We start from the raw sequence: 5,540 nt of genomic DNA, 5'->3' as shown, positions 1-5,540 counted from the left end.
TTTCCCCGGTATGGCGCGCGTCCTCCCGTTCTCGGCCCTCCTGACCTCGCTGGGCTCCTCGCTGGAGCCCGGGGACGGTCCTCCTCGCGGAAACGCGGCCCCGCTGCCCACGCACGTGCGGCCCCTGCTGGAGGCCGCGAACCCGACCGCGGAGCTGCGCCGGATGCGGGACTCGGGCGGGCTGCTGAAGGATGCGCGTCCCGCCCTCTACGTCGTGGAGCTGCACGGCCCCGCGGGCCGGTTCTCCGGCCCTCCGGTGCGCTACCTGCTCTGCGCGCTGACGCCGGACGCGGTGCCCTCGCTGGAGCAGGACCCGTACCGGCCCCGCGCATGGGAGGTGGAGCCCGCCGTCACCCTGGTGGCGGATGACCACGGCGCCCTCCGGGCCCTGCTGGCGGAGGCCGCCGAGCGCGGCACCTCCGTCTGGAAGGGGAACTACGACGGCAACCCGGTGTCGCTCCTGCGCATCGAACCGTCCCCGGTGTCCAAGCGCCTGCAGGCGGTGCTGGACGAGGCCCCCATGCGGCCCCTGGCGGCCCTGAGTGAACAGGGCCAGACGCTGGCGGCGGTGGTTCCGCTGTCCGAGCCGGGCCTGGAGCTGTGCCCCATCCACCGTGCCCTCAAGGGCGTGGAGACCTTCCAGGAGCAGACGTTCCTCACCCTGGTGTCCGCCTACGCGCGCGTGACGGAATTGGACGCGCCGCTCACCACGCCGCAGGGGCTGGCGGCGGCGCGCGAGCGGCTGGCCACGCTGGTGCCCGGCCAGCACGCGGTGCTGCTGGTGCTGCCGGGAGGCCGCGGCCGCATCCTGCGCTTTCGGCAGGGCCTGGACCTGGCGCACCTCAAGGGCGCCCCGCGAAACCCCACGCTGCGCAGTCTGGACCTGGCGCTGCTCAACGCGCTGGTGCTGCGCACGGTGCTGGGCATCCAGGAGCCGGAGGCGTCCGGACACCCTCAAGTCTTCCCGGTGCACGGGCTGGACGCGCTGGTGGCGGGCGTGGAGGCCGGCACGTTCCAGGCGGGCTTCGCGCTCAACCCACCGCCGGTGTGGGAGGTGCGGGCGGTGATGGAGGCCCAGGCCACGCTGCCGCCGCGCACCCTGCGCGTGGAGCCGCGCGTGCCCGCGGGCCTGCTCTTCATGGATCCCGAAGTCTGACGGCCCCGCGTGCGTGCGCTGACCGGCACCGCGCAGGACTGGCCCCATCGGGTGCGGCTGCGGTTGGAGCCGGGCCCGGGAGAGACGCTCGACGCCATCTGCGGCGGCGAGGTGCAGGTGCTCCAGCGGCGGCTGGGCTACCGCTTCACGCTGGACCCCGTGCTGCTGGCGCACTTCGCCGTGTTCGAGGCGGGCGCGCACCGCGGAAGGCTGCTCGACCTGGGCACCGGGTGCGGCATCATCCCGCTGGTGCTGACCCGCCGGCTGGGGCGCACGGACATCACCGCGCTGGAGCTGCAGCCCGGCCTGTTCTCCCTGGCGGAGCGCAACGTGTACTTGAACCGCTGCGAGGGCGCGGTGACGCTGGTGCAGGGCGACCTGCGGCGCGTGGCGGAGACGTTCCCCGCGAGAAGCTTCGGCCACGTGCTGTGCAATCCGCCCTACCGCGCGCGCACCGCGGGTCAGAGCAACCTGTCCCTGGAGAAGGCGCTCGCGCGGCATGAGATCGCCTGCGAGCTGCCGGACGTGGTGCGCGCGGCGGCCTACCTGCTGGTGCCCCGGGGCGGGCTGTGCATGGTGTACCCGGCGTCGCGCTTCAGCGAGCTGGTGTCGGTGCTGCGCACGCAGCAGCTGGAGCCGCGCACGGTGCGCATGGTGCACCCACGCGCGGACCGGCCCGCGAAGCTGGTGCTGCTCCACGCGGTGAAGGGCGGCCGGGCGGACCTCACCGTGCTGCCGCCGCTCGTCGTCCACGCGGAAGAGGATCAGGCCTTCACCGACGAGGTGAACGCCATGGTGGGCTGACGCACGGACGCGCTTTCGTTTCACCCGGAGTGGGACGGGGCAGGGTAGGCTCCCCGGCCTCGGGGCTGGGACCGGCCACCCCGTCTTCGCGAAGGCAGGGTGTGATGCGCGTGGACCTCCGTCGCGCCGTGCGGTGGCGGCTCCTGGCCCCGGTCCTGGGCTGTTGGGCCGTGGCGGCGCTGCTGCTGGGCTCCAGCGCGCGGGCGCAGACGCAGGCGGACCGGCTCTATTTGAGTTACGGCCTCTCCGGCGGCGGTTCGCTGGAGGCCGGGGGCGTCCACGTCAGGGAGCGGCGGAACCTGGAGCTGCGCGTGCCGCTGCCGCCGCTCGTCCTGGGGCGGACGTACCTGTTGCCGTCGGTGGGCTACGAGACGCGGTGGATTGGCGCGGACGTGCCGGATGTGGGGCCGGGCCCGGTGGAGCGGCGGTTCCACCGCATCCAGCTGGGGCTCACGGCCATCCGGCCCCTGGCGCCGCGCTGGTTGCTCGTCACGGGCGTGATGGCCAGCACCCGCACGGACTTCCGGTCCTCCTTCGACCTGTCGCTGGACACGTCGTGGGTGGCGTTCGCGATGGCCAACCACCAGCTGGGGGACGCGCCCGGTTTCGGGCTGACGTTCGGCGTGGTCGCGCTGTGGCCCTTCGACAAGCTGCCCGTGGTGCCCATGCTGAGCCTGACCTACAACCGGGGCCCGTACATCCTGGAGGTGGGCCTGCCCCGGCTCACGCTGCTGCGCAAGCTGGGCGACACGGTGGAGCTGGGGTTCGTGGGCGCGCTGGACATGCAGGTGCTCCGCACCCGCTTCGAACCCGAGCTGCAGGCGATGGGCGCCAGCTACCTGCGTGAGACGCAGGTTCGCGTGGGGCCCACGGTGAACGTCCACCTGGGCCGCGACCTGTGGCTGAGCTCGTCCGTGGGCCTGTCGTTGATCAACGACTACGCGCTGCTGGACCGCCAGCGCGACAGCCTGGAGGTCCCGGGGCTGGACATGGGGCCCGCCCCGTATGGCCGCGTGGTGCTTGGCTGGCGTCCCGGACGCCCGCGAGCGAAGGCGCAGGGCTCACGCCCCGCGCCCTGACGCTCGCGCGACTACGGCTCCACCGGGGCATCCGCGGCCCGGGGCTCCCCGGCCGCTTCGCCCGTGGGAGGCGCTTCCGTCGCGATGTCTCCCAGGAAGGGCTGGGGTGCCTGGGCCAGGAAGCGCTCCAGGTCCTCCCGCGCCGCCTCCGCGCGAGGGTCGCCCCGCTGCGCGTAGCACGCGGCCCGCGCCATCAGCAGGGTGCGATCCCAGGGGACATGCGGCTCCAGGGGGGCGAGCCCCTCCACGCACATCGCCGCGCCTCCCGCCGCGACGGCGAGCTTGGCGTGGATCAGCTTCCGCTGGTTGGAGGCCGCGCTCGCCGCGAAGGGCTGTTGGATGGCCGCGTAGAGCCGGCGTGCCAGCTCCGGGGAGCGGGTGCCCACCCGGAGGGCCGTGTCCAGGGCCGCTTCCGTCACGGTAGGCAGCGGCCAGGGATCCTGGCGCAAGGCCGTGAAGGCGTGCTCGAGCAACGCGGCCGCCTGGGCATCCTGCCCCTGGGACTCCATCAGCAGGGCCTCCAGCATCTCCGCGTCCACGGGGAGGTGCTCCCTCAGGGCCCGCACGGTGGAGAGCGCCTCCGGGTGCTTCGTCATCACCAGGGCGCGCGCCAGCGCGTACTCCTCCTGGGGGCCCCGGGGGGCCCGCTTCATCTGCTGCCACAGGGACACCACCGCGGCGTCCCGGCCCGCCACCACGGCCGCGACGAAGGCGTTGTAGGTGTTGAGCTCCTTGGAGAACTGTCCGGGCACGGTGTACCCCAGCCACAGCCGCAGCTCCTCCACGCGGTGCCAGTCCGGGCTTCCGCCCGCGAACTCCATCCGATCCACCTGGAGCTGGCGGGCCGTGCGGCGCAGCTCCGCCGTGGAGAAGAAGACGGACTTGCCCAGGCTGCGCGCGAAGGCGAACTCCATGGAGGACAGGTCGTCCGTGTTGATCATCATCGCGCCGCGCTCCGCCGCCAGCGTCGCCAGCTTCGCGTTCCCGATGAAGTGCGCGAGCATTCCCTCCAGCTCGTCCGTCCGCCACACCGCGTGCAGCGCGGTGCGGTAGGGCTCCTGGGTGATGCGCGCGCGCAGCACTCCCAGGTCGTACGACAGCGGCTTCGTGGAGGCGACGAGCAGCAGGTCTCCGCTGTGCGTCTGCCACGTCTCCACGGACGCGAACTCCGAGGACAGCGTCGCGTAGGCGCTCTGGACGGTGAGGGCGTCCACCTCGTAGGCCTGGAGCCACTGCAGGAACAGGCCGCCTTCGGCCAGCCGCTGCTTCGCCGCCTGGTAGAACTCGCGCGTGAAGAGGCTGGAGATGCCGGCGCGGTACGGGTTGGAGGGCTCGGAGAAGATGATGTCGTAGCGCTGGCGGGTTGTGAGCAGCACCTCGCGCGCGTCCCCGATGGAGGTGTGGACCTTCGGGTTGTCCAGCACGTTCGCGTTCACCGCGTGGCAGCGGCGCGCCACCTCCAGGATGGCGGGTTCGATCTCGACGACGTCCACCCGCTCCATGCTCGGCACCTGGCCCAGCCAGCCCGCGGTGCTGCCCGTGCCCAGGCCGATGACGAGTGACGAGTGGGGCTCCGGGTGCAGGATGGCGCCGACCAGGCCCGCCATGACCTGGGTGGGCGCGTCGCCAATGGCGTTGCCGTCCACCTTGCCGTTGACGACGAAGTTGATGCCGTTGTTCTCCGCGAGCGCGACGCTGCTCTCCACGCCCTCGTGCTCCCACGTGATGTCGGAGCGGATGGCGTTGAGGAACCGGTCGATCTGCTGGCCGTCGGGGTCGCGCAACCCCGAACGGCCCGCGCCCACGCCGGAGTGGCGCCACGCGGCGGTGGGCCCCTGCGCGGTGAGCAGCAGCACGGCGAGCCCGGTGGCCAGCACCGGCACCACCATCGCCACCCGCTGGCGCTCCCGCAGGAAGGAGAGCACCGCGGCGCCCAGGCCCAGCGCGGCGAGCAGGCCCGCCACGGCCTGCCACGTCACCGGCGCGGTGAGCAGCGGAATCACCCCGAAGCCACCCGCGAGCGACCCCACGATGGAGCCTCCCGTGTTCCACGCGTACACCTGGCCCACCTGCCGGCCCGCGTCCTGGCGGCCCCGCCCGATGAGCGCGAGCAGCAGCGGGAACTGCACGCCGGACACGAACGCGGCGGGCAGCACCACGATGGAGGTGATGAACGTCCAGCCCAGCGCCATGGCGCCCAGGCCCAGGCCTCCCAGTGGGCGCAGCAGCGCGGCGAGGATGGCCAGCCGGTCCCCCAGCGCGAACGGCACGGCCATCAGCACGGCCTCCGCGGCACAGGTGAGGGCGAAGCCCTGGAGCGTCGCGGAGCGGTGGCGGAAGAAGACGGTGTACGCGGTGCCGCCCAGGCCGATGCCCAGGAGCGCCAGGGCGAGGATGAGCCCGAACGTGAAGGTGGTGCCGCCCAGCAGCGGCCCCAGCATGCGGTACCAGACCAGCTCCATCAGCAGGAACGCGAAGCCCACGACCGCGGCGGCCACGAG

Annotated in this window: 4 protein-coding genes; 3 read left to right on the top strand and 1 reads right to left on the bottom strand. The window is 73.1% G+C overall.

The window, feature by feature from the left end:
• Positions 1-10: 10 nt before the first annotated feature.
• The 3 genes from D7W79_RS38070 (at position 11) to D7W79_RS38060 (ending at position 3,039) form a co-directional block, all read left to right on the top strand.
• Positions 11-1,156, top strand: coding sequence for a DUF1015 domain-containing protein (locus D7W79_RS38070; protein WP_120530162.1), 1,146 nt, complete (start codon positions 11-13; stop codon positions 1,154-1,156).
• A gap of 9 nt (positions 1,157-1,165) precedes the next feature.
• On the top strand, positions 1,166-1,960 hold the full coding sequence (locus D7W79_RS38065) for a tRNA1(Val) (adenine(37)-N6)-methyltransferase (protein ID WP_120530161.1): 795 nt from the start codon (positions 1,166-1,168) through the stop codon (positions 1,958-1,960).
• A 104-nt stretch (positions 1,961-2,064) separates the two neighbouring features.
• Positions 2,065-3,039 (top strand): DUF6268 family outer membrane beta-barrel protein, encoded by a 975-nt coding sequence (locus D7W79_RS38060; RefSeq protein WP_120530160.1) that lies wholly within the window; start codon positions 2,065-2,067, stop codon positions 3,037-3,039.
• Between the two features lie 11 nt (positions 3,040-3,050).
• Here D7W79_RS38060 and D7W79_RS38055 read toward each other — a convergent pair.
• On the bottom strand, positions 3,051-5,540 hold a 2,490-nt coding region (locus D7W79_RS38055; RefSeq protein WP_120530159.1), incomplete at its 5' end, for a fused MFS/spermidine synthase.

The sequence above is a fragment of the Corallococcus exercitus genome, assembly GCF_003611585.1.
GTDB classification, from domain to species: domain Bacteria; phylum Myxococcota; class Myxococcia; order Myxococcales; family Myxococcaceae; genus Corallococcus; species Corallococcus exercitus.
The sequence above is the reverse complement of the archived record's forward strand: the minus strand, read 5'-3'. Positions and strand labels throughout refer to the sequence as shown.

What these genes read in the sequence shown, in the direction of transcription:
- D7W79_RS38070 (WP_120530162.1), top strand. Translation starts at nt 11, where the DNA reads ATGGCGCGCGTCCTCCCGTTCTCGGCCCTCCTGACCTCGCTGGGCTCC.
- D7W79_RS38060 (WP_120530160.1), top strand. Translation starts at nt 2,065, where the DNA reads ATGCGCGTGGACCTCCGTCGCGCCGTGCGGTGGCGGCTCCTGGCCCCG.